General features: G+C 50.6%; 25 protein-coding genes and 1 other annotated feature. All 25 genes read right to left on the reverse strand.

Annotated elements, in window-relative coordinates:
* Nucleotides 1–339: 339 nt before the first annotated feature.
* Nucleotides 340–1,848 carry a LysM peptidoglycan-binding domain-containing protein gene (locus QW71_RS38045; RefSeq protein ID WP_052770053.1) on the reverse strand — a complete coding sequence of 503 codons (1,509 nt, stop codon included), beginning with the start codon at nucleotides 1,846–1,848 and terminating at the stop codon, nucleotides 340–342.
* 223 nt (nucleotides 1,849–2,071) lie between these two features.
* On the reverse strand, nucleotides 2,072–2,953 hold the full coding sequence (gene ilvE, locus QW71_RS16390) for a branched-chain-amino-acid transaminase (protein WP_039300474.1): 882 nt from the start codon (nucleotides 2,951–2,953) through the stop codon (nucleotides 2,072–2,074).
* 4 nt (nucleotides 2,954–2,957) lie between these two features.
* Nucleotides 2,958–3,845 carry a prephenate dehydratase gene (gene pheA, locus QW71_RS16395; protein ID WP_039300477.1) on the reverse strand — a complete coding sequence of 296 codons (888 nt, stop codon included), beginning with the start codon at nucleotides 3,843–3,845 and terminating at the stop codon, nucleotides 2,958–2,960.
* Nucleotides 3,842–4,822 carry a homoserine kinase gene (thrB, locus tag QW71_RS16400; protein WP_039300478.1) on the reverse strand — a complete coding sequence of 327 codons (981 nt, stop codon included), beginning with the start codon at nucleotides 4,820–4,822 and terminating at the stop codon, nucleotides 3,842–3,844. Before thrB ends, pheA begins: the two co-directional genes overlap by 4 nt.
* A 60-nt stretch (nucleotides 4,823–4,882) precedes the next feature.
* Complete coding sequence (locus QW71_RS16405; protein ID WP_039300481.1) at nucleotides 4,883–6,169, reverse strand: homoserine dehydrogenase; 1,287 nt, start codon at nucleotides 6,167–6,169, stop codon at nucleotides 4,883–4,885.
* A 162-nt stretch (nucleotides 6,170–6,331) separates the two neighbouring features.
* Nucleotides 6,332–6,769 (reverse strand): ACT domain-containing protein, encoded by a 438-nt coding sequence (locus QW71_RS16410; RefSeq protein ID WP_039300484.1) that lies wholly within the window; start codon nucleotides 6,767–6,769, stop codon nucleotides 6,332–6,334.
* A gap of 153 nt (nucleotides 6,770–6,922) precedes the next feature.
* A complete protein-coding gene (locus QW71_RS16415) occupies nucleotides 6,923–7,678 on the reverse strand; it encodes a zinc ribbon domain-containing protein (protein WP_039300487.1) in 756 nt (251 codons plus the stop codon).
* A 15-nt stretch (nucleotides 7,679–7,693) separates the two neighbouring features.
* The gene (locus QW71_RS16420) at nucleotides 7,694–8,440 is read right to left on the reverse strand and encodes a hypothetical protein (protein WP_152679777.1); all 747 of its coding nucleotides are present in this window, start codon (nucleotides 8,438–8,440) and stop codon (nucleotides 7,694–7,696) included.
* 5 nt (nucleotides 8,441–8,445) lie between these two features.
* Nucleotides 8,446–9,618 carry an SPFH domain-containing protein gene (locus tag QW71_RS16425; RefSeq protein ID WP_039300492.1) on the reverse strand — a complete coding sequence of 391 codons (1,173 nt, stop codon included), beginning with the start codon at nucleotides 9,616–9,618 and terminating at the stop codon, nucleotides 8,446–8,448.
* A gap of 321 nt (nucleotides 9,619–9,939) precedes the next feature.
* Entirely contained in the window at nucleotides 9,940–11,250 is a 1,311-nt protein-coding gene (gene obgE / locus QW71_RS16430) for a GTPase ObgE (protein ID WP_039300495.1), read from the reverse strand.
* 15 nt (nucleotides 11,251–11,265) lie between these two features.
* The gene (locus QW71_RS38535) at nucleotides 11,266–12,006 is read right to left on the reverse strand and encodes a Spo0B domain-containing protein (protein ID WP_039300498.1); all 741 of its coding nucleotides are present in this window, start codon (nucleotides 12,004–12,006) and stop codon (nucleotides 11,266–11,268) included.
* Between the two features lie 216 nt (nucleotides 12,007–12,222).
* Nucleotides 12,223–12,534 (reverse strand): 50S ribosomal protein L27, encoded by a 312-nt coding sequence (rpmA, locus tag QW71_RS16440; RefSeq protein WP_020429282.1) that lies wholly within the window; start codon nucleotides 12,532–12,534, stop codon nucleotides 12,223–12,225.
* A 17-nt stretch (nucleotides 12,535–12,551) separates the two neighbouring features.
* Entirely contained in the window at nucleotides 12,552–12,887 is a 336-nt protein-coding gene (locus QW71_RS16445) for a ribosomal-processing cysteine protease Prp (RefSeq protein ID WP_039300501.1), read from the reverse strand.
* A 12-nt stretch (nucleotides 12,888–12,899) separates the two neighbouring features.
* Nucleotides 12,900–13,211, reverse strand: a complete 312-nt coding sequence (gene rplU / locus QW71_RS16450) for a 50S ribosomal protein L21 (protein WP_036698983.1) — start codon at nucleotides 13,209–13,211, stop codon at nucleotides 12,900–12,902.
* A 14-nt stretch (nucleotides 13,212–13,225) separates the two neighbouring features.
* Nucleotides 13,226–13,311: a sequence feature (ribosomal protein L21 leader region), on the reverse strand.
* Nucleotides 13,312–13,434: 123 nt separating this feature from the next.
* Nucleotides 13,435–14,676, reverse strand: coding sequence for an Rne/Rng family ribonuclease (locus QW71_RS16455; protein WP_039300508.1), 1,242 nt, complete (start codon nucleotides 14,674–14,676; stop codon nucleotides 13,435–13,437).
* A gap of 31 nt (nucleotides 14,677–14,707) precedes the next feature.
* Entirely contained in the window at nucleotides 14,708–15,550 is an 843-nt protein-coding gene (locus QW71_RS16460) for a M50 family metallopeptidase (RefSeq protein ID WP_039300511.1), read from the reverse strand.
* Entirely contained in the window at nucleotides 15,543–16,397 is an 855-nt protein-coding gene (locus tag QW71_RS16465; protein WP_039300514.1) for a M23 family metallopeptidase, read from the reverse strand. Before QW71_RS16465 ends, QW71_RS16460 begins: the two co-directional genes overlap by 8 nt.
* Before the next feature lie 206 nt (nucleotides 16,398–16,603).
* The gene (gene minD, locus QW71_RS16470) at nucleotides 16,604–17,398 is read right to left on the reverse strand and encodes a septum site-determining protein MinD (protein ID WP_039300516.1); all 795 of its coding nucleotides are present in this window, start codon (nucleotides 17,396–17,398) and stop codon (nucleotides 16,604–16,606) included.
* Between the two features lie 5 nt (nucleotides 17,399–17,403).
* Nucleotides 17,404–18,063 carry a septum site-determining protein MinC gene (minC, locus tag QW71_RS16475; protein WP_039300519.1) on the reverse strand — a complete coding sequence of 220 codons (660 nt, stop codon included), beginning with the start codon at nucleotides 18,061–18,063 and terminating at the stop codon, nucleotides 17,404–17,406.
* Nucleotides 18,064–18,144: 81 nt separating this feature from the next.
* Nucleotides 18,145–18,675, reverse strand: a complete 531-nt coding sequence (mreD, locus tag QW71_RS16480; protein WP_083442576.1) for a rod shape-determining protein MreD — start codon at nucleotides 18,673–18,675, stop codon at nucleotides 18,145–18,147.
* Nucleotides 18,675–19,550: a rod shape-determining protein MreC gene (gene mreC, locus QW71_RS16485; protein WP_039300521.1), complete on the reverse strand. Its 876-nt coding sequence runs from the start codon at nucleotides 19,548–19,550 to the stop codon at nucleotides 18,675–18,677. Before mreC ends, mreD begins: the two co-directional genes overlap by 1 nt.
* A 58-nt stretch (nucleotides 19,551–19,608) precedes the next feature.
* Complete coding sequence (locus tag QW71_RS16490) at nucleotides 19,609–20,643, reverse strand: rod shape-determining protein (RefSeq protein ID WP_039300524.1); 1,035 nt, start codon at nucleotides 20,641–20,643, stop codon at nucleotides 19,609–19,611.
* A gap of 39 nt (nucleotides 20,644–20,682) precedes the next feature.
* The gene (gene radC, locus QW71_RS16495) at nucleotides 20,683–21,372 is read right to left on the reverse strand and encodes a DNA repair protein RadC (RefSeq protein ID WP_039300526.1); all 690 of its coding nucleotides are present in this window, start codon (nucleotides 21,370–21,372) and stop codon (nucleotides 20,683–20,685) included.
* Between the two features lie 21 nt (nucleotides 21,373–21,393).
* On the reverse strand, nucleotides 21,394–22,002 hold the full coding sequence (locus QW71_RS16500; RefSeq protein WP_039300528.1) for a nucleoside triphosphate pyrophosphatase: 609 nt from the start codon (nucleotides 22,000–22,002) through the stop codon (nucleotides 21,394–21,396).
* A gap of 37 nt (nucleotides 22,003–22,039) precedes the next feature.
* A complete protein-coding gene (locus tag QW71_RS16505) occupies nucleotides 22,040–22,285 on the reverse strand; it encodes a DUF4321 domain-containing protein (protein WP_039300531.1) in 246 nt (81 codons plus the stop codon).
* Nucleotides 22,286–22,443: the final 158 nt, after the last annotated feature.

A 22,443-nucleotide genomic window follows, 5' to 3' on the forward strand; every position in this document is an offset into this window, starting at 1 on the left:
AGCTCGTTGTCAGCGCCGCTTACCGCGTCACCAGCAACTCTTATAATATACCATGTTTCTCATCTGAATGCAACACTTATTTTTCATAAGCTGTTTGCATACTCTTCAGAGCAACATGTCCAATCTTGTGAAAAGGCTTCCGCCCCGCGACTGGATTTATAATATACCACGCATTTATTACTAAAAACAACCCTCAATATTTACCATTTCAAAAAATGGTTCTATAGAACTCCATAGTTATACTATACAAGTCTCTGTACCTGCAAAACTCTAAAAAAGTGCAGCAAGCCCGCATCCTATGCGTGACCTGCATGCACTCCATAATCTATCGTTTCAGAGTTAGTTAGAAATCCATGGATTCTTATTCTTTTTGGCTGTACTTGAACGTCCGTTTGAGCTTGAACCTGTTTTGGAAGAAGTCTTAGCTTTGGCCGTGGTTGTGGTTGTCTGGCTGGAAGTTTTCACTTTTCCCCCTCCCGGTTTGGAAGCACCGCCTTTGGAATTCTTAACAGGCTGCGCTTCAGGAGTCTCTGCGGCTTCCTGCACCGCAGGCTCTGGAATCTGGATTTCAGGTACACGGTTATGGGCAAAGTTCTCCATACCAGGGTAGGACGGATAAGGCGGGATATTCGATACCATTGGCTGATCGTACACAGGTGAAAGCGCATTGGGCATTGAATTCATTCCTGCTGAATAAGGGGATATCATTCCCGGCTGCGGCATATCATACACCGGATACGTATTGTACATAGGCTGCATTGCTTGCTCATACGGATAAGGCTGAATAGACATCCCGCCGCATCCGCAGGAAGGCCAAGGGAGATTGACTGGCTGGCTGCTATACTGCGGAGATACAAAAGATGCGTTATCGCTCAAAGGGCTCACTGCGGACATTGCCGCATTGTTATAGTCTGGCGCAGCATTCGGGTACCAGGCTCCGGGATAATCCCCTGCAGGATAAGCATAGTACGGGGGGCAATCCGGCATGAAAGCTGCAGGCTGAATGTAATTAGGCGCAGCGTTTATATCCATCATCCCCATTGGCTCATACACGGGATACACCGGCGGACAATTCATGAAATACGGATTCTCATTCAGACCGGGATAACCTTCGGTCTGGTCGCATGGAGAGACCTTACCATCGTTCCATGCCGCTGGCTGAATCTCAGTTTTATGTGCTTCTTTGGGCATCTCATATGTGATGGCTTCTTGTGCCGGAACTGAGATTTGTACAAATAAGCTTTGTTTCTCATGAACGATTTCCTGAATCGGCATCACTTCGGGTGCTTTATTGGGTGCAGGATTAGGTGCCGGTACAGGAGCAGCAATGGGAACCGGGACAGCTTCTGCGGCAGGGGACACGACAGGAGCCGGCTTTTCTATGGGCCCGGTATAGGTTTTTCCGCCAATAGCTGTTTTGTCTACGACTGCAGGTGCTGTGGATTGTGCCTGAATGGGAGTAGTATTAGCTTTTGCCGGAGAGACAGACTGAGCCTGAATAGGAGAAGCGGTATTAGCCTTCTTAGGGATATTCACTACTTCCCCAGTCATCAGAACATTGGGATTCTTAAGCTGCGGGTTGGCATCAATCATGTCCTTCAGCGTAATGCCCCATGCTTTGGAGAGCTTCCACAAGGTATCGCCTTGCTTGACGGTATGCTTGTAGTAGACCTCACTGTTATCTGGTACAGGTATCGGGGCTGCCGGTATTTTGACTTTATCCCCGACAGCAAGCACATCTGGATTCGTGATTTGCGGATTGGCCTCGATTATTTTTTGCAGCGGCACTCCATACTTCTGCGATAGCGCAAATAGCGAATCGCCTTGCTTAACAATGTGTATTTTCACGCAGCATTTACCTCCTAATAAGTATCTGTTATCGACGTTGCCCCTAGTTCAGGGATTACTGCACTCCAGCATGGTATATGCGGTACAGCCGCCTCCTTCGTTACTACATCTTATGCAGCCCATGGGCGAATGACATCCCTAATACAAAAAAAATCCTCCCATGGCTCCATGGGAGGATTGCTGCTTTATTCATTCATTGGTTTGCGGAATAACTATTAATGAACTATTCCCACACCTTATAACCGTCTTTATCCACAACATTACGGAATTCTTCAAGCAGCTGCAGGGTAATCGGACCGGCGTGACCGGAACCGATAATCCGTCCGTCGATTTCACGGGCTGCAATAACTTCGGCTGCGGTACCGGTGAAGAAAACTTCATCGGCAATATATACATCATGCATTGTGAACGGCTCTTCCTTCAGCGGCAAGCCCAGTTTCTCACATAGCTCGATAATCGCCAGACGGGTAATTCCTTCAAGCGCGCCCAAATAGCAGGGAGGCGTGTAGACTACTCCTCTTTTGATAATGAAGATGTTGTCGCCCGATCCTTCGGTTACATATCCTTGCGCATTCATCATGATAGCTTCATCAGCTTCCGCCAGATTAGACTGGATCTTCACCAGAATGTTGTTAAGATAGTTCAACGATTTGATCTTCGGATTCAGCGCATCCGGGATATTACGGCGCTGGGATACCGACACGGCACGGAGTCCGTTCAGATAAGCCTGTTCCGGGTAGATCGCCAGCTGCTCTACAATAATAATGACACTCGCTTTGGGACAGCGGCGCGGATCAAGCCCCAGGTTACCAGGACCGCGCGAAACGATCAGACGGATATACCCGTTACGCATTTCATTAAGGCGGATAGTCTCAGCCATAGCCTCCAGCATCTCATCATACGTCAGCGGAATCTCCAGCATAATCGATTTGGCTGAATCATACAGCCTGTCCAGATGCTCTTTGCATTTGAAAATGTTGCCGTTATAAATACGGATTCCTTCGAAAATACCGTCTCCATATAAAAAGCCGTGATCAAATACCGATACCTTAGCATTGTCCTTCGTTACATGTTGTCCATCCAGATAGATCCATTGTTCAGCCATGAACTTACTGCACCTCCGCTTTCTCTTCCTCATAGGTGTATGTGGGATAGGACCCCAGAATCCGTACCTGACAGCCCAAGGCCTTGATCTCTTCAATCGCCCCCGGGAGCAGCACCGACTCTATCGGTTCCAGCACATCAATATAGAAATAATAAGTACCCAGTTTCTTCTTGGTCGGCCGTGATTCAATCCGCGACAGATTCAGCTTCCGCCAGGAAAATGCAGCCAGCACCTGATGCAGCGCACCAGGAAAATCCTCGGGCAGCGTCACAAGAATACTCGTCTTGTCCCCGCTGCTCTCTAGCGGGAGCTCCAGCTTCTCCTGGCCAACAAGTACAAAACGCGTGTAATTGTTGTTATGGTCTGTAACCTGCCGCTCCACAATCTCCAGCCCGTGCGTAGCTGCCCCCAGTGACGTACCGATGGCGGCCCAGCCCTTGCCGGGATTATCCTTTACAATTTCAACAGCTTCGGAAGTGCTGCCCACAGATTCCAGCTCCGCCCACGGTGCGGCTTTGCGGATGAACTGCAGACATTGTGCCATAGCAACCGGATGGGACAGGATTTTGACAATCTTCGTATAATCCTTATGCCCGCTCCCATCCGTGAATTCCTGCGGATTACCGATCAGATTCTGCACCGACGGAAAAATCCACTCCGCCTGCATCGGCAGATTCACCTCGTTAATGAGCCAGTCAATATGCAGGCTGACCGAGCCTTCAATCGTATTCTCAATCGGAATCACACTGTAATCCGTAACTCCGTTCGCCGTAGACAGAAAGACATCGGATATCAGCTTATGATGCTCAATATTTACCGGGCTACCCCCAAATAAATGCAGCAGCGCTTCATGCGACACCGAGCCCTGAGGCAATACCGCTATTGATTTCATGACTGTAATTCTCCTTTTATCATATCCAAAAATGATCCGTTTTGCATCCCGTTTCTTTCAAGCAGCTCCGTAGTTACACCTGAAGTACATGGCGACAGCCATACAGTCCGGGAAGGAATCCCATTCTCCTGCATCGTTTCTGTCAGGAAATGCTCCAGCTCCTGCTTCTTATCGCTGCTACGGTCCACCATACATAACAATGTAGGGCCTGCGCCGCTTAGCGCAATCCCCAGAGCACCACGCCTGGGCGCCTCGGCAAGCAGCTTCTCCATCCCAGGCACCATGGGTGCACGGTACGGCTGATGCAGGCGGTCCTGCATCGCTCTGCCAATCATATCGAGTCGGCCGGCGGATAGTGCTGCAGTTAGCAGCGAGGTACGGCTGATATTATGGACAGCATCGCCCATTGTAACTTCGGCAGGCAGCAGCCCTCTTGCTTTGACTGTCTCCAGCTCAAATTCAGGAATAACCACAAGCACTTCCAGCGCCTGTGGAGGCTCTATCCGGATATAATCGGCATGCTGCCCATCCCATGCTGCTGTGATAATCCCCCCGAAGATGGAGGCTCCAACATTATCTGGATGCTTCTCAAGCGCTGTGGCCATATCAAACAGCTTCGCAGACCCAAGCGGTGAACCAATCATAGCATTAGCTGCGGCCAATGCGCCAACAATCGCGGAAGCACTGCTGCCGAGACCCCGGGTAAGCGGAATTTCTGAATACATCGAGATGGATAGTTCGGGGACCGAAACCCCGGCTTCTGCAAACACCATCTGGGCTACCTTGTACAGCAGATTGCTTTTGTCACGGGCGGTACCCTTCATCTCATCACCATAAAGGTGAAATACCGTTTCTGCCGCCTCTTCCATCTCAATCCAGGCATACAGTGACAGTGCCATGCCCAGTGTATCGAATCCCGGACCGAGATTGGCGGTGCTGGCAGGGACTTTTACTCTAGACCTTCCGTAAATACTCATGGCGTGGGAAATCTCCTTCGTTATATTTGCACGCAGCCGATGAATCTCGGAATGCGGTACTCAGCCTTCTACACGATAATGGCTTTTGATGCGGTGAATGACGTTCAATTGCTCTAAATGCCGCATTACTTTATTCATACTCGCCTTGCTGGCATTGTGCGTTACAATAATGATTTCTGCATCCGGGTTATTGGCATTGGCCTGCTGCACTACAGAATCCAGACTGACATCATATTCGGCAAACACTTGAGTAATCTTCGCCAGCACACCCGCTTTGTCATCCACGTGCAGGAGGAGGAAGTTCTTGTAGAAGATATCTTCATCGCTCTTCAGCTTCTTCTGCTTATAGGGGACAATCTGCTTGAGCCCATTCACACCCAGCTTCAGATTCTTAATTACGGCCACAAGATCTGCCACAATTGAGGTTGCGGTAGGCATTGCGCCTGCTCCGGCACCATAAAACATCGTTTCCCCTACAGCTTGCCCATACACATATACGGCATTATATACTCCGTTCACGGATGCAATCGGGTGGCTGGCACGGATCATCGTAGGCTGCACACTGATGCTGAATTCTTCATCCTGGCGTTCAGCAATGCCGAGCAGCTTCATCTCATAGCCCAGCCGTTTGGCAAAAGCAATATCCTCTTTGCTCACGCCGGAAATACCGCTCACACTGACATCACTGAGTTCAACGTTGGTCCGGAAGCCAAGGGTTCCCAAGATCGCCATCTTGCGGGCAGCATCCAGACCCTCCACATCGGAGGTTGGATCAGATTCAGCATATCCGAGTTCCTGCGCTTCCTTCAGCACATCCAGATAAGACGCGCCTTCCTGGCTCATTTTGCTAAGTATGTAGTTGGTTGTCCCGTTAACGATACCCATAATCTTCATAATCTTGTCGGAGGAGAATCCTTCAATCAGTGTACGGATAATCGGAATGCCTCCAGCCACGCTGGCCTCGTAGAACACATCACACTGCTTCTCCTGAGCTTTGGCCAGAATCTCCGAGCCATGCAGGGCCATCAGGTCCTTGTTGGCTGTAACGATATGTTTGCCGCGCTCCAGCGCCTCAAGAATGTACTCTTTCGTTCCCGCAATACCGCCCATGACCTCGACAATGACATCAATTTCCGGGTCCCGGATAACCTCCCATGGGTCATCGGTGATCTTGGATGGATCGACTTCAATTTCCCGCGGCTTCTCCGTATTCTTCACGGCTATACGTTCAATCAGGATCGGCGAGCCTACCTGGCTGCTCAAATCCTCCTGATTCCCTTCAACGATACGGACTACGCCCGTACCTACTGTACCTAAACCCAGCAATCCCACTTTAACCGGCTTCATTTGTATCCTCCTAAAAGTTTTGCGAGCGTCTGCTCCTTGTATTTACTTCAAGCAAAACTCACTTCGTAAGCATAGGCTTAAGTTTTATGAAGCTAACTACTCCGAACCTCTTCGCAATAAAACTCGCTTCGAAAGCATATGCTTTAGTTTTGTTAAGCGATACTAGCCCTGGCCGATAATTAACGCCCGCTTCACACCCGAGATTGCCTTTAGACTATCCAGTAAATCGCCTAATTCTTCATTTAAATGAGAAATTTCAACAGAGATCACCACGTTGGCCCGCCCCTGCAGCGGGATGCTCTGGTGAATCGTCAGCACGTTGGCTCCGTGGACAGCTACAGAACCCAGCACTTTAGAGAGCATACCTGATTCGTGCTCCAGATCTATCGAGATGGTTACTATACGCTCACGTTCCAGCTGATGAATCAAATGAATTCCGTCTTTGTATTTATAAAAAGCGCTGCGGCTAAGCCCAACCTGCTCCACGCCCTCGTGTACCGTTTTGGCATCTCCTGCTTCCAGCAGCTGCTTGACCTGCATGGTCTTCAGTACAGCATCGGGCAATATGTCCTCCCGGACCAAATAATAGCGTTCTTTCACGAACGTCCTCACCCCAAAGACTTTTGTATGTACATAGTGGACATTATACGGGATTGAAGACTTAAATTGCAACACTTTTTCCTCTGACGGCAAGTGACCTTGAATTTTCAAAAAAGGCTATTCCACCCGTTAACCAGGAGGAACAGCCTTTGCTTAACTGTAAGAGACGGTCGTACCGCAGTAGTCACAGTTCTTGGACTGGAGAGGGGAGACGGTATTCTGTGCACCACAGCCAGGGCAGCGTATGGACTTCGGCTGCTGCTGCGGTCTTGGCGGCTGATACACCGTTTGTCCGCCCGGGGAAGAAAATGGCGATGAATCCGCCTGATTAACCGGAGCATCAGGCTCAGTATCCGCTCCCTCACTGAAGAGCAGCCCGGAGTCCAGCACCCCATACTTCTTGAGGTAGATCAAATCCCGATTCACATCCCCCTCACTTTGCCCGGTACGGTCAGCCAGATTTCCAATATAACGTACTCTGCCGGCAGTGATTAGCTGCACATATTGATTGGCGAGCTGGGAGAAACGGAATCTGGCTTTGGCCGCCCTTTTGGCAAAAGCTGACGCGGGCAGGAGCAGAACAAGAGCAAAAAGGATTAACAGTATAATCAGCGTAGTGACATCGATCCCGTCGTCACTATATATCGAATAAAGGATAAAGCCCATCATCTGCACAAATCCCCCTACAAAAACATGATACAGCAGGCTGTAATTGACGGGTTTGCGGTAATTTTTGTAATGCGTTCCAAAGAAGCGGATCAAAGCAAGCACAAGCCCGAGCGGCATCACAAGGTAGCCCACTCCGATAGTTACATAGTCAAATGTTGTCCGCTCATATTTGGGCAGACCGTCAGACGGCTGGCCTTCCCGGCCCGGCAGCAGTCCCTCTAGCTCATTCACGATACCCATTCCGTAATCTTCCTCCTATTTAAGTGCCGCCAGCTCCCGGTTGCGCCGCTGGAGCGTGCCGGCAATACTATCCGTCAATTCCTGTGTTTCCGCTTCCCAGCCGCCTGGCGGATCCTTCAGTACAAGCAATAAGGCAACATGATCATGAAGCAGAGAAATCTGCTGGCTTATCATATCCTCAGTTGCGGCCAATTCCGGATTCGAAACCGGATCACTGTACTGGAACCTTTCCTCCAGGGAACCCACCAGTTCAGTCAAACGAATGGATTCCGGATGCTTCCAGCTCCCCGCAAGCTCTCTAATCTCACGCAGCTCCTGCCGGTAACGCCGCAGATTCCTTGAGGCATCGGCATCCCTCTGTTCCTGAGACGCTGCATTCCGGCCATATAACCTTATCGCTTCAAGAACAGCCACAGCAGTAACCAACATAAGTAGCTGCACTCCCGCATACAAGAGCGGGCTAAGTTCCAGGATCCAGTCAAGCAGCACAGCTGACGCAATTACCACGAATACATAAAAGGCAATAATCCAAGCCCCGCTCAGGAGTAGCGGTGAAGTCCTGCTGACATCAGGAGTAGAACGCAGCCAAAATACGCAATAACCATATACGGCTGTCTCAGCAATGCATACGGCAAGCAGGGTCACTATGAAACGCACCAGCGACTCAGAAAATCCAAGCATGAAGAAGGAGAAAACAGTGACCGCCAGAACAGCAACATAAATGACAGTGATAAGCCCCGTGTAAGACCTCTGTTTATTCATCCAGCTCACCCATTAGCCGCCCTTGTTCCGCATTCCGCGCAGAATTTCTGGCCGGGCTGCAGTTCATGCCCGCAACCCGTGCATTTGATGATCAGGCTCTCGCCGCAGTGCGGGCAGAATTTGGCGCCGGGAATTACCGGCTTGCCGCAGCTGCGGCAAGTACTGCTAGCTGCTGCCGGCACCGTCTGCAGGCTCTGACCGCAGCCGGTACAGAACCGCGCATCTGCCGGGTTAAGTGTTCCACAGCCTGCACAGGATTTGGAATTTGTTCCCGGTCCTGCCGCCGTACCCCCGTCCAGTGACATACCGCGTGTCATCCTGTTCATCATATCAGTCGCAGGTCCGGCAAGGCCAAAGCCCATACCGAGCCCCAGGCCGGTATTCATCATCCCGGCGCCTAAATTACCCGGATTCCCTGCGGCTTCCTCCATGGTATCGAAGCTGCGTTCCTGCTGATAGGTGAAGCCGATGATGTCCATCTCTGCTTTTTTGGCTAAAGCCTCTTTCAAGCGGAGTATGGCCGGATCATTATCAGGAATGTTAATGGAATCAATAAAGAAGTTATTCAGCTCGATCCCGCTATCCAGGAAGGACGACGCCAGACGGCCTTGTATATGCTTCGAAATTTCTACGACATAGGCATTGATCTCCAGAATGCTGATTTTTTTGTGCACCAGATAAGAAGAGATCAGTTCATTAATATTCGACATCAGCAGGCCGCGGAAATAACTTACCATAGTGTCTTGATCAAATAACGGCAGCGTCCCCACCAGCTTCAGCAGGAATTTGCGGGGATCCTCAATCCTGACTCCGAATTGGCCGAAGGCGCGGACAGAGATCATGATTTGGTATTTAGGATCCTGCAGCTGCAGCGGCGAACTTGTCCCCCACTTGACGTTCATAGAGTTCATCTTGTTCACGAACCATACTTCCGCTGTAAACGGTGATTTGCCGCCGAACGGCAGATTCACTACATTCGACAGAATCGGGATGTTCGCCGTGCTGAGTGTGTGACGTCCCGCTGTGAAGGAATCGAGTGCCTCACCGCCTTTGAACAGAATCGCCTCCTGGGATTCATTCACAATCAGCTGTGTCCATGTGCCCAGCTCCTGATTAGGATATTTCCAGGCAAAGACGCCTGCAGGCCCGTCATATTTGACTACTTCAATAATTGCCATCTGCCTATTCCCTCTTTCATGACAGGTTTGTATTTATATTATCGGTTGGTTCAGCTGGAAATTAGTGCTTATTGCCCTTAATTATATACGGGGATTTCCTTATTTGGATTCGGTTGCAGATAAATCCGTCCGCCCATGACCTATTCCCGTTCTTGGGCCCACATATGATTGTAGTAAATTTAGCCAAATATTTAAAGCAGACTTTATACAAAGCGGTTCTTTATTCCCCTGTCTATTAAAAAAGCCGGCTGTGTCCCCTCACGGGAAACACAGCCGGCATATTCGAAGCTGCTTGACAACACTCAGCAGCAAGCGCAGATATTAATAGTAGCTGCTGTTCTCAACAAACTCGAATTCGAAATCAGCAATGCGCACAATGGTGCCTTCTACAGCACCGCGCTTGCGCAGTTCAGCATCCACGCCCATGTGACGCAAGGTACGGGCCAGCTTAAGGATGGCATCATGTGTACTGAGCTGCATCCGCTTCAGCATCCGCTCAATACGCGGACTGGTGACCACAAATGCTTCATTGTCGCGGGTAATAGTGAAGGAATTATCTTCTTCCGCTTCCAGCTTATACACCTTGCGCTCAGTAGTTTCAGCCACTTCTTCAACGACCGGTGCCACAGGAATACTATCCAGTACGTCCGTTGCCCGGTAGAGCAGTTCCTGCACTCCCTGACGGGTAAGCGAGGAGATCGGCATGATTTCAAGATCCGGACGAAGCTCCGCCACACGCTCGCGGAAAGCCGCAAGATTCTCTTCGGAATCAGGCATATCCATCTTGTTCGCCGCAACAATCTGCGGACGGTCAATCAGAGCCGCATTATATTGCTTCAGCTCATCATTAATCATCACCCAATCCTCAAAGGGATCACGGCCTTCAGAGCCGGACATATCCACGACATGAATGATGATACGTGTACGCTCAACGTGGCGCAGGAACTCATGTCCAAGCCCCACACCTTCACTCGCACCTTCAATCAGGCCCGGCAGATCCGCCATAACAAAGCTGCGGCCATCCCCAACGTCAACTACACCAAGGTTTGGTGTAATTGTTGTGAAATGATAGGCGCCGATCTTCGGCTGGGCAGCAGATACTACCGACAGCAATGTAGATTTACCCACACTCGGGAATCCTACCAAACCTACGTCTGCCATTACCTTCAGTTCCATTACGATATAACGCTCCTGGCCTTCTTCGCCGTTCTCGGCAAGCTCTGGCGCAGTGTTGTTTGCAGTCGCAAACCGGGTATTTCCCCGGCCGCCACGGCCGCCACGGGCCACAACGACCTGTTGTCCATGACGGGTCATATCCGCAATGATCTCCTGGGTATCATCATCGATCAGCACAGTTCCCGGAGGAATGCGTACGATCATGTGATCAGCGTTTGCCCCGTGCTGGCTCTTATTGCGTCCCTTAATTCCCTTATCGGCCTTGAAATGGCGCTGATAACGGAAATCCATCAGTGTACGCAAGCCTTCATCTACCCGGAAAATCACATCTCCGCCGCGGCCGCCATCGCCGCCGGCAGGACCGCCCTCCGGCACATATTTCTCACGGCGAAACGCCACGAGACCATCTCCGCCGTCGCCGCCCTTAACATAAATCTTAGCTTTATCTACGAACATTAATGTTCACCTTCCTTACATCTCCAGCGGTAAACGCAGTTCTACAGAGCTTGTGCTCGGCTGGAACTGCTCCGCCTTCATGATTTTTCCTCGCACTATATTATAAATTTGCCCCTGCAGCAGTTCGGGATTGCCATGATCTCCCTCCCCTTCGAAAGAGATAAGAATGTCTCTTCCCTCCTGTGAAAATCCGAGCCGTAGCTTCCGCGCTTCTCCTTGCGGTACAAGTCCGCTGTACTGATACGCCCTTATTGTCTGCATAATCACAGACGTCAGCTCATTACCGGTTTCGGGAGTCAGCTTGTCCTCCAGCTGCAGCCCTTCTTCCACCTCTATTTCCAGCTCCAGGCTGCTTCTGTAGGTGCGGAAGGATTGCAGATAGAAGACCAGTGAAGGAACCCCAAGTTTGGCGATACGGCTGTCCAGCGCGATACGCTCCTTTATTCTTTCCACACATAACACGGATTTATCAGGCTTGCCCAGCTGGATATATCCGTAAAGTACTTGCAGATCGTTCATCCAATCATGACGATGGTGATTCAGTGTCCGGTTTGCCGCCTGCTGCAGAGTCTTCTCCTGTATACGCAGTTCCTCTTCATAATGACGCCGGTTGTAAAGAAAGCTGAATGCAAGCACTGCCGCTACCCATACACCGAGCAGCAGGCATGTGAAAAGGGAGGGTTGCCAATACACGAGACCTAAAGGAAGCACTGCGGATAACATGACTGCCCAGACGATACTTTTCCAGGATTTCATTCTTTCTCCCCGTCCCTCGGTTCGCAAAATTCATTCCAATGTCGCTATTGCTCATCTTGCTCGATATTTTCCATTTCCCAGTATAACACAGGCTTTCCCTGCAATCACCAGCATTCCTGCCGGGCGTTTGACTTGAATTCTATATGTGCGAATATTTTCAAAAAAAGCCCCCGGCACTCATGCCGGAGGCTTCTCATCTAAATAGGTTCCGAAAGCTTACGCTTCCAGTGCCGCTGCTACCGGAGCGACATCAACCGGGTACACGCTCACTTTTTTGCGATCGCGACCCCAACGTTCGAACTTCACTACGCCGTCCACAAGTGCGAACAGTGTATCATCCTTACCGATGCCCACGTTAGTGCCCGGGTGGATTTTTGTTCCGCGTTGACGAACCAAGATGTTGCCGCCGGTTACTGCTTGACCGTCAGCACGTTTCACGCCAAGACGTTTAGAGTGGGAATCACGTCCGTTCTTTGTGGAACCTACACCTTTTTTCGATGCGAATAATTGAAGATCCAATTTCAACATGTTGTCAACCTCCTTCTTCAAATAATGACTTCCTGTATCTGAACAAATTTTCTGTAAGATTTAGCGATATCTTTGAGCATCAGCACCATGGATTCCAGCAAAAGCTGCACCTTGGCGGAGACTTCAGGATCATTCACGGGAACCAGGGTTCCACTCAGAAATCCATCCTTCATCGAAGTATCCAGGACTACACCGGTCAGGCTTTCAATCGCATTCACTGTTCCAACCGTAACGGTCGAAACGCCCGCGCAGACGATGTCTCTACCATTCCTTGCGTATTCCGCATGCCCTTTGACGGCAAAACCGACAATGACACCTTGAGCAGAAGCCCGTGTAATCCGCACGTTAATCATTAACGCACCTTCTTACGCCTGAATCTTCTCGATAGTTACTTTGGTGTACGGTTGACGATGGCCTTGTTTCTTGTGGTAGTTCTTCTTAGGTTTGTATTTGTAAACTACAACCTTATGACCTTTACCATGTTTCTCGACTTTGGCTGTTACAGACGCGCCGCTTACCAGCGGAGTTCCTGCAGTCAAACCACCTTCGTTAGAAACAGCCAAGACACGGTCAAACGTTACGCTTGCGCCGTCTTCAGCTTCCAGCTTCTCAATGAACAACACGTCGCCCTCTTGGACTTTGTATTGTTTACCGCCAGTTTCGATAATTGCATACATTGTACTTGCACCTCCTCATGTCTCAGACTCGCCTAGTCTAGGTGGCAACCCCCGGAGGAATTACACTTGATATACCCGATCGGAGCGGTTACAGCATGTGCAGGAATTTAACAACCAAACACATACTTGAAGATATTATCATACTTATTAGCCTAAGTCAAGTAGAAAGCGGCATTGTCATCCTATTAACAGACGGTACCCTCTCAGCGAGAAAAAAACTTCCCTACTCCAGCCATGTCCCTACTTTGCCGGTCCCGCCGCAGCATTGACAGATCACCGGAGCAAATCCGGCCGAATCATGCCTTGCCTTCTTGCGGGTCATTTCCAGCAGGCCCAGATGGGTCCAGCCGAGAATATGCGTCTTGGTGCGGTCACGGCTGATGATGCTCTCCAGCTTCGCGATAACCTGCTTCCGGTGCTCCTCCCGCTCCATGTCAATGAAATCAACAATAATAATGCCGCCCGTATCCCGCAGACGGACAAGCCGCCCGATCTCTTCCGCCGCCAGCAGATTGGTCCGTGTTACAGTATCCTCGAGGTTCGTCCCGCCGGTGTACTGAGCCGTATTCACATCAATAACGGTGAGCGCCTCTGTCTCATCCCAAATGAGCGTAGCCCCGCCTTCAAGGATGATTTTGCGGCTGAAGCTCTTATGGAGCTGATCCCCCACACCATATGCCGAGAAGATGGACTCTTGTCCACGGTAGAATCCTACAGGCTTGTACCCTTCGGGAGCCATATCCGTAAGGAATGCTTCCGCCTCTTTAACCGCCTTGGCCGAATCAATCATCAGCTCATCACGCTGCGGGTTGAAGGCATCCCGGATAAACCGCTGAACGATGCTCAGATCACAGTGCAGCAACGCCGGCGCGTCCGCTTCCTTAGCCCGCCGGGTAATTACTTCCCACTGGGCCCGCAAAAAGGCCAGATCCCCTTCAACAGCCTCCACAGGCTCGTCCTCGGAGACTGTACGCATAATGATTCCTTCTTCACCCTGACGCAACCGTTCGCCGATTCCTTTAAGCCGGCTTCGCTCGGATTCGCGGCTGATTTTTTTGGAAACCCCGACATACTCGGCAAAAGGCATATACACCATCCAGCGTCCGGGCAAGGTATAGTGGGTAGTCACCCGCGCCCCCTTGCCGCCACGCGGCTCTTTTCTCACCTGGACGACGATCTCCTGACCGGGCTGCAGCAGCGTCTCAATAGAGGGCTTCACCTCCGGCTGCTTCTCCAGATGGGGATGCAGCACATCGTCTACATATAGAAAGGCATTCTTTTTCTGTCCGATATCTACAAAAGCCGCCTGCATACCCGGCAGCACATTCATAACCCGACCTTTATAATAACTCCCGACCAGACCTTGCTGCTGATCGCGTTCAGCCGCATATTCCACCAGCCTCCCGTTCTCCAGAAGTGCCATACGAGTAATATGCTGTGTGCAGTGAACGATCATTTGTTTCATGGCTTCACCTCTGGTTTGAATCATTCTTGCTTTATATTCCGAAATAAGAAGAAATCAGACGCTGCTCAGGGAGAACAGCCACTATATCCCTGTCATCGTTCATTACATAGATAAAATGATAATGGTTACGTTTAAATAGACGCAATATATCATCCAAAGGTTTCGCAGAGAACGCAACTATTGGCCGGGCAGCGCCCTCTGAATGCAGATACCGCTCATAGATCTGTTCCCTGTTCATCAAAAAAGCAACAAACCGGTAAGGCAGGTTGCGCTGGTCCGTTATATTGGAATAGAGCAGAAAGGCACCAATCATCAGCAGGTTAAGACGGAGTCCGCCGCCGGTTCCCAGCGGAAGCAGGGCGAACACCACCACAAGCAGACTGGCCGCAATACTGACTCTGCCAATCCACAGCAGGGTGTAATAATACGGAAGCAGCAGGCTTAGAGCGGCCTGCAGAATTTTGCCTCCGTCGAGCGGAAGCACCGGCAGCAGATTGAACAGCGCGATCATGGCATTGGCCCCGATGAAATAATCCAGATAAGCGCTGCTGCCATACTCCGCTTGCTTGAGGGCCAGCGCCATCAGGATCATAATCCCGTTCTGAAGCGGTCCGGCAAGGGCAATCCCCATTTCACGTCCGGCTGTTAGCCGCCCATGATCCTCAATAACCGCAACTCCCCCGAACGGCAGCAGTTGCACGGACTTGACGGTAACCCCGGTCAATAGTGCCGCACATACATGTCCGAGTTCGTGGATAAATACAATCGAAAACAGAGTAATAATTTCAAGGAACTGTCCGGTGAGCACGGAGAAAAACAGAATCAGCACGAAGAGCGGATGCAGAGACAGCTCAATACCGAAGATCCTAATCAAACGATACCACTTCAGCAGGATCAATATAAGACTTGTCTTTCATAATCGCAAAAAAAAGCATCGGAATCTGTGCATCCTCTGTCCCCTGAATCCAGCCCACCGCATCTCCGCTCTGTACCCAGTCATCCACCGCGAGCCGCGTCCCGCTCAAATGGCCGTATTCCGCCGTTATATTTCCGGTATGGCGGACTGTGATCCGAATGCCTCCCTGGGCTTCTTTGGACACGGACAATACGCGGCCCGTATCTACACTTTCCACCGTGACACTGGAGCCTGAATCATCTGCCGGTATAATTTCTACCCCCTTAAGGGATGCGGCAAAGGGACGCGCAATGCTTCCCTCCAAGGGGGCGCTCAGTTCATGAACGGCTGTCACTTTCTCTGCCGGCACCTCTTTATCTCCGAAGATCGGAATGAACGAAGGTGCTCCATTGAAATGCTCCTCATACCATACCTGCGCTGCGGCGAAATCCATATCATTACTAAGGGCGCCAGTAATGAAATACTGCGACTTCACTGCCCACGGCTCACTCACTGCGAAGATTCCCCATACCGCTCCGAAGACAAGCAGGCTGGCTATCGTCCTCCGCATGAAACCTGCGCCAAAGCGCGGCCCACCCCCGCCTTCGTCCTCCCAGCTGCTGCGCTGCTTCTTCCACATTACCTCAGGATCAGGTTCCGTTGAAGCAGTGAATTCATTTCGGGGACCCGCCCCCCATTCCCTGAATGGGATAGTGTTGTCAGGCAGCGTGAAAAGCGCTGGCGCTGATCCGGCTTCGGTCTGATCCTCTAATAAGCTCTGTATACGTTTCTTACGGCGATTTTTGATATCTCTCTCGTATTCCATATTGATCCCTCCGGACGGGCTTGTTTTACTTCCATTTTATGAGTAGCGGAAGCTGCTTTAGAACAAGCCCTGCGGGGAGATAACTATCAAGCGGAAGTGGTGGTACCGGCCTTACTTCGTATATTCGCACAAAAAAAACCCGCCAAGGATTTCTCAGCAGGCGGGTCAAGACGAAAGATCGCTATAAATAAGTGCCTGGCCAGGGTTCAGCCCATTCCAAAAAATTTCTTGAACTTCTTAAAAGCACCCGGTTTCTGGTCCAGCTGCATCAACGGTACCGCATCGCCAAGAATACGCCGGGCAATATTGCGGTAAGCAATCGCAGCTGCAGAATTCGGATTCATCACGGTAGGTTCGCCGCTGTTCGCTGCCTTGATGACCAGCTCATCATCAGGCACGATCCCGATCAGATCAATGTTGAGCACCTGCAGAATATCCTCGATATCCAGCATATCGCCGGATCTCACCATACCCGGACGGATACGGTTGACCACAAGCTTCGGTGATTCCACATGCGACTGCTCCAGCAGACCGATGATCCGGTCCGCATCCCGCACCGCAGCATGCTCCGGAGTAGTGACCACAATAGCTTTATCGGCCCCTGCAATGGCATTACGGAAGCCGTGTTCAATTCCGGCTGGACAATCGATCAGAATATATTCGTATTCCTTCTTGAGTTCAAGAATAATATCCTTGACCTGCTCCGGAGTGACTGAGGTCTTGTCTTTGGTCTGGGCTGCAGGCAGCATATACAGCTCTTCAAAACGCTTGTCTTTGACCAGCGCCTGATTCAGACGGCAGCGGCCTTCCGCCACATCCACAAGATCGTAAATGATCCGGTTCTCCAGCCCCATGACTACATCCAGATTCCGCAGTCCAATGTCAGTATCGACCAGACATACTTTTTTGCCCTGCAATGCAAGTGCGGTCCCAATGTTGGCTGTTGTGGTTGTTTTGCCAACTCCGCCTTTGCCCGAGGTTACGACAATCGCTTCTCCCATGGAGGCTACACCCCTTTAAACACATTTAAATCCTGACGTAATTTGACTATATTATGAATTTTGTCGATTTGCATAGCACCGCCTGATAAATAGGCAAATTCCATGCTGCTCTCCCGGGTTCCCCATTCATCCGGCGGCCTGCTGATAATATCAGCAATCCGGAGCTGGGTAGGAGCCAGCAGCGAAGCCGCAATAATTGCTTCCTGATTGCCGTTGATTCCGGCGTGTGCCATCCCTTTAAGCGCTCCAAGAATATAGATATCCCCCGAGCAGGTAATGGTTCCTCCCGGATTCACATCGCCGAGAAACAGCAGATTGCCCTCATGATGCAGCACCTGGCCGGAACGGAGCATTCCGCTCATCATAAATAATGCTTCCGTATCCTTCTCTTCAGGGTCCTCCAGGGCTTCAACGGAACGGATTAATAAGTTCCCCTGGCTTTTGAGGATCTCCAGAACTGCCTCTTTATCTTCTTCGGTAACAGGACGGTTGCCCAGCTTGATGTCCACATGCACAATCGGTCCGGTCAGAATATTTTGATGGCTGTGCTCCAGCTTATAGCGAAGCTCGCTTAAGAGATCTTCAAAGGGACACTTGTCGTCTAGCAGGAATACCAGGCCATCCTTGATGCCCTTAATCCTTACATGCTTGGATTTAACTGTCATATGCCTGTCCCCCCATCCTCATTCATTCGTGCCGGGCCGGGCAAATTCCTTCTTTATAGGATAAGAAAATGCAGCAGCGGCTTAAGCAGCTTCTTCTTCGCGGGTCTCTTTCTTCAGCAGCTCCAGCTGGCGCCGGAGCGGAATGTAGAGAAGCAAGCCGATGGCAAAATGAAACAGCATAGTAGGCAGCATATGGTGCAGGAGCGCCCAGTTATAGGGTTCTTTACTCAGATTAAAGACACTGTAAATGGCAAAAAGCATGCTGTCCTCCAGCAGGCTGCCCAGCAGCACCACCGTCATCATCAGCGGCAGCGGTGCACGGGGAATCTGGAATATCAGACCAATCAGATATGCGGATAATCCCATTGCAAAAGAATGTGCCCCAAGAATGCGGCCATAGAACACCACATCATGCAGCATTCCGAAGGATAAGCCAAGAATAAGTGCCGTATGCCGGTGATGGTATACCGTCACAAACAGGATTACGATGAACACGAGATCAGGGATAATCCGCATCTCCCAGGCATTCGGAATCAGCCAGGGGAGAATAGTGTCTTCAAGGATAAACAAGAGGAACAACAATAGAATTAGAACGGATCTGCGCATCCTCACTATTCCGCACGCTCCTCCGTAAAGACAACGAAGAGTTCCTTCCAGTCCTGGAATCCTGCCGCCGGCTTAATGATTGCAGTAGAGGTTAAATAATCTCCTGTCTTCACCTCTTGGACTGTACCGATGGTCATTCCGCGCGGGTACACTCCGCCACTACCGGAGGAGATAATGATATCATCCTTGGCAATTGGATCTCCTGCGGGAATTTTGTTCATCATCAGCATTCCGGTCTGCTGGTCGTAACTTTCAATCATCCCAAAGGTCTCGCCTTCCTTGTTAAACACCGTCGCCGCGATCGGTGGCTGCGAATTGGGATCATGAATATCCATCATCGTCATCAGCTTGACGGTAGAGGTGAAATTACTAACATTGCTTATGACCCCTACAAGTCCCTCGACAGAGGTTACAGACATATTCAGCCTGATGCCGTCCTTCGCCCCGAGGTCAATAACGAGCGTGTTATTGCTCGGCTCTGTCGTCACGCTGACTACGTTAGCGATATGATATTCATAGTTATACAGATCCGTTTGCGCCTTAGTGAAATGAAGATCTTTTTTATAATTTTCATTCTCGGCCTTGATAAAATTATACTGCGCTTTATCCCGGGCGTATTGTGCAGCCAGAATCTTAAGCTCCTTGTTCTCTTCCGCCAGATCATGCAGATTGCCGATATCTTGGAACAAGCCCGCTACGTATCCAGCGGGCTTGTAGAACAAATTCTGCACGAAACCGGTCGTATCTCTGAGGAAATTCTCCGGCCAGGACAAGTTTTTCCTCTGTCCCAGGCTGAAGCCCATCAACACAATAAACATAACCAGTGTAATCAGCAATATGAATAAACGTTTATTATTAAACAGCTTAAACAGTTTCAACACCCTCTAACAACCGAATTTCTCCCACATCAGGGGTTGACGTTCACAGGTCAGAATTGTCCTAGCGTTTGGAACGAAGACTCGAACTGCTGCGGCTCTTGAACAAATGAATATTCTCGAGTGCCTTGCCTGTACCAATAGCTACACAGTCCAGCGGATTCTCGGCAACGATAACCGGCATTCCGGTCTCACGCGCCAGCAGCTTGTCCAGGTTACGCAAAAGCGCACCGCCGCCTGTAAGCACAATACCGCGGTCCATAATGTCGGCAGCAAGCTCAGGCGGACATTTCTCCAGCGTTACTTTTACAGCTTCAACAATAGCGTTCACTGTATCCGACAAAGCTTCACAGATCTCATCAGAGGTAATAGTCAGCGTCTTCGGAAGTCCCGTTACCAGATCGCGGCCGCGGATTTCCATAGTTTCGGCTTTCTCGAGCGGCAGAGCAGAACCCACATCCATCTTCAGCTGCTCCGAAGTGCGTTCGCCGATCATGAGATTATACTGGCGTTTGATATATTGGATGATGGACTCATCCGCTTCATCGCCGGCTACACGGACAGAACGGCTTGTTACGATACCGCCGAGTGAGATGACCGCCACTTCGGTAGTTCCGCCGCCGATATCCACAACCATGCTTCCTGTAGGTTCCCATACCGGGAGATCTGCTCCGATGGCAGCGGCAAAAGGCTCTTCAATGATATAGGCCTCACGTGCTCCTGCCTGCTTCGTTGCATCTTCAACGGCGCGTTGTTCAACAGCCGTAATTCCGGATGGAACACAGACCATGACATTCGGGTGGCGCTGGAACATCGAGCGCTGCTTCTGTGCCTGGCGGATAAAATATTTGATCATTGTTGCCGTAGTATCAAAATCGGCAATGACCCCGTCCTTCATCGGACGAATGGCACGAATGTTGCCCGGTGTGCGTCCGATCATTTTTTTGGCGGACTCCCCTACAGCTTCAATCGTCTTAGTATCAGTATTAATGGCTACCACGGAAGGCTCTCTTACAACAATCCCTTTACCGCGCACGTAGACAAGCGTATTCGCTGTCCCCAAGTCAATTCCTAAATCTTTCGTAAAACCACCTAACATCTTGTATGCTCCTTTTCCTTGTGAATCTAGACAATTGTATTACATATAACCTTTTTCTTTCAAACTTACAAAGCTGCTGTCACCAATGACCAGGTGATCCAGCACGTCGATGCCGACGATTTCACCTGCCTGCATCAGCCTTGAGGTCAAGGAGATGTCTTCAGGACTCGGCGTCGGATCACCGCTCGGATGATTATGTGCGCATATAATAGCTGCGCTGCTGCATTTCATGGCTGCCCGGAACACCTCGCGGGGATGCACAATGGAGGCGTTAAGGCTGCCCATGGACAATGTTTCCTGCGCAATAACATGATTCTTCGTATTCAGAAACAAGCAGATAAAATGCTCCTTCTGCAAATAACGCAGCTGCTCGGTCAGAATCTCCGCCGCGTCCTGGGGACTGCGGATGATAACCGGTTCTGTAAGCCGGGAGTTCGCCATGCGTCTTCCCAGCTCTATGCCTGCTTTCAGTTGCACGGCCTTGGCAGGGCCAATGCCTTTGATTGTTGTCAGTTCTTCAATGCTCAGGTCCGCCAGCCCGCGGAGGCCGCCTGTAATCCCCAGCAACCGCTGGGCGATATGAATAGCCGATTCACTCTGCGCACCTGTGCGCAGCAGAATAGCCAGCAGCTCCGCCTGACTTAATGATTCCGCCCCATAATGCATCATGCGCTCTCGTGGTCGTTCTTCATGGGGGAGGTCACGCAGCATAAATGTTTGCGACTCCATCCCTAACCCTCTTTCTTCCTGCTATCCTTGCCGGTTCAGTACAGAAATGCCGAACCCGGACAACATGCCGCTTAGCAGCGACAACGGCAGACCGACCACGTTAAAATAACAGCCTTCAATTTCGTCCACCAGGGTGGCACCAAGCCCTTGTATTGCATAAGAGCCGGCTTTGTCGGCAGGCTCCCCGGTCGCGATGTAGGCGCAGATTTCATCTTCGCTCATTGCTCTCATAGTTACAGAGGTTACCCTGTGATCTACCAGGGTCCGCCCCTCTGCGAGACCGATACAGGCCACCCCGGTATATACCTGATGTGTCCTTCCCTGCAGCATGGCCAGCATCTTAGCGCTGTCCTGCTCGTCCACCGGCTTGCCGAGCACCTTGTCGTCAAGCACGACAATCGTGTCGCTGCCGACAATAACAGCATCCCGTTCTCCGGCAGCAGGGATTACTGCCTCCGCTTTGCGCACAGCCAGATTACGCACGATGGTCTCAGGCGTCCATTCCGGCGGCGTACTCTCATCAGCATCACTGACCAGAACCTCGAAAGGCAGGCCAAGCGAGGCTAACAGTTCACGCCGCCGCGGCGAACCCGAAGCAAGAATAATGTGTCGCGTGTTGTCATGCTCCACTGTAATAAACGTCCCTTCTAGATGCCGGCAGCGAACGCTACAGTCTGCGGTACAGCCATACAGCTGTTATCATTCCGGCAAGACTGAGCAGGCACAATTTCAAATGGATAGTGATGTCATAGGTTATGATGTCCAAATCAGCTTGCGGCGACCACTTGAGTACAGTCGAGGTTGTAAGAAAAGACAGAGCTTTTACAGGTTCCAGCAGCTTGGCAATCCAGGCTCCGGCCAGCCAGCCCAGAATTAGAAATAACAGCAGTGTTCCTACATTTTTCTTCTTCATTTTGGTCTTCCCTCGCCATTTTTTGACACCCTAATTATTATACGGTGAAACGGAGTTCAATACAAACGCAAAATCCGTTCAGGGAATGTTTACCACATCCGTACCGCATAAAGCCTGATTTCACCAGTCTCCGCCGGGTGTGGTCCACTAACATTATC

The organism is Paenibacillus sp. IHB B 3415 (genome assembly GCF_000802655.2).
In the GTDB taxonomy this organism is placed as follows: Bacteria; Bacillota; Bacilli; order Paenibacillales; family Paenibacillaceae; genus Paenibacillus_AQ; species Paenibacillus_AQ phytohabitans.